This window comes from Bilophila sp. 4_1_30 (assembly GCF_000224655.1).
Classification (GTDB): domain Bacteria; phylum Desulfobacterota; class Desulfovibrionia; order Desulfovibrionales; family Desulfovibrionaceae; genus Bilophila; species Bilophila wadsworthia.
In genome coordinates this window covers 831,723-833,800 of sequence record NZ_JH114233.1, presented here as the reverse complement: position 1 = coordinate 833,800, position 2,078 = coordinate 831,723, and the positions used below count along the sequence as shown (strand labels likewise).

Sequence of the window (2,078 nt, the reverse complement as noted above, 5' to 3'; positions counted from 1 at the left end):
CCTACCGTGCGGCGCAGGCCAACGTCGCCGCCGCGCAGGAGGAGCTTGCCCTCAAGAAGGAAGGCTCGCGCCCGGAAGTCATCCGGGCCGCCGAAGCGCAGGTCATGCAGGCGCAGGCCGAACTCGACGAGATCAACGTGCTGTGCCAGGACAGCGTGATCCCTTCCCCGGTCAACGGCGTCGTGGCCCAGAAGCTCGTGAGCGCCGGGGAACTGGTGGCGGCGGGGCAGAAGCTGTTCACGCTCGTCAATACCGACGACATCTGGCTCAACGCCCGCATCGAGGAAACCCGCATCGGGCAGATCCGCGTGGGGCAGGACGTGGCCTTCACCATCGACGGCTATCCGGGCCGCACCTTCTCCGGGCGCATCTATGAGATCAACCCGGCGGCGTGCTCCGTGTTTTCCCTGATTTCCACCGAAAACGTCGCGGGCTACTTCACCAAGATCATGCAGCGCGTCCCGGTGAAAATTTCCCTGCCGCGCCTCGACAGCCCGGAAACGGACCCCGGCGAGCCCGAGGTGGTGTTCCGCATCGGGATGCAGGGAACCATTGAAATCCAGCTCTAACGCGGCGGCCCGGAAGGTGATGCCATGCCTGTTTCCCTGATTGCGGCGGGGGACGCCCTCGCCCGTTTCTTCGCCGCGCCGGAAATCGGCTCGGTCCCGCACCGGAGCGCCCGGCAGGGCATCCTGATCCTTGTGGCCTTCATCGGCGGGATGCTGCCGATTTCCAACATGGCCATGCTCAGCTCGGCCTATCTGGCGCTTTCCGGCGACTTCAACGCGGATCTCATCGACCTCGGGCGGCTGGCGCTCGGCAACCTCCTGATCATGGGGCTGGTGCAGCCGCTGGTAAACCACATCCATGCCGGGCTCGGCCTGCGCGGGGCGCTCTTCCTCGCGCTCTGCGTGGTGTCCGTGGCCGGGGTGGGGGCGGCCTCTTCCGGCTCGCTCACCGAGATGACCCTGTGGTACGCGCTGGCGGGGTTCGGGGGAGGGCTGTTCCTGAGCCTTTCCGCGCGCATCCTGTTTGTGGTCGTGCCCCCGGAATCGCGCAGGCTCATGATGGCGATCTGGAGCTTCTTCATCGGGTTCGGGTCCAACCTGAGCCCGCTGCTCGGCGGGTTCCTCGTGGAGTTCCTGACGTGGCACTCCCTGTTCCTGCTCTCGCCCGTGGTGGCGCTGCCGTGCCTTGTGATCCTTTTCTTCCTGCTGCCGGACAGCCGCCCCGCCGGGATGCCGCCGTTCGACTGGTGCTCGTTCGCCTTCCTCGTCGCCTTCGCCGTGCCGACGCTCATCGTCGTGTGCTACGGGCAGACCTTCGGCTGGAATTCCTCGTTCATCCTGATCATGATCTTCTGCGCCGTCTCCGCGCTGTTCCTGTTCCTCGTCTCCTGCCTCAGCGCCGAGGCCCCGCTCCTGCACCTGCGCAACCTGCGCATCAAGGGCGTGGGGCTGGCGGTCATGGCGGCGCTCCTGCTCGTGATCAGCCATGTGGGGATGCGCATCCAGATGATCCTGTTCATGCGCAACGTGCTCGGCTACCCGCCGTCGGAGATCGGGCTCATGTTCCTGCTGCCGCTGTGCGTGTTCGTGCTGACGGTCGTCCCGACGGGCATCATGGTCGCCACGCACGGCAACCCCAAGCCCTTCCTCCTGACCGGGATCGCCTGCATCGCCGGGGCCGGGCTCCTGCTCTCGCGGCTCGACGCCAACGCGGACTGGTGGCACATGGCGGTGCCGCTGGCCCTGCGGAGCTTCGGCTATGCGATGGGCAGCGCCTCGGCCACGCCCTTCCTGCTGCGCAACGTCCCGCCGGAGAAGCAGCCGCAGACGCTCCCGGCCATCAACAGCGTGCGTTTCTTCAGCATGTGCGTGTGCATGGGGTCGATCACCACCCTGAGCGTGCTCCTCAACAAGTGGTATTTCGCCCTCATCGCCGCGCAGGTGACGCAGGGCTCCTCGGCGGCTTCGGCTTCCATCTCGCGCTGGTCGGCGCTGTTCGCCGGGCAGGGGCTCTCGCCCTCCCAGTCCCGGCACGACGCGCTCCTCATCGTGTCCTCATCCATCAAAAAG

2 protein-coding genes are annotated in these 2,078 nt (G+C 66.7%); both read left to right on the top strand.

From position 1 onward, the window contains the following. Positions 1–569, top strand: a 569-nt coding sequence (locus HMPREF0178_RS15500) for an HlyD family secretion protein (protein ID WP_009380694.1), incomplete at its 5' end; no start/stop codon positions are given. A gap of 24 nt (positions 570–593) precedes the next feature. Further along, positions 594–2,078: MFS transporter (locus HMPREF0178_RS22110; protein ID WP_009380693.1), on the top strand; the 1,485-nt coding region annotated here is incomplete at its 3' end.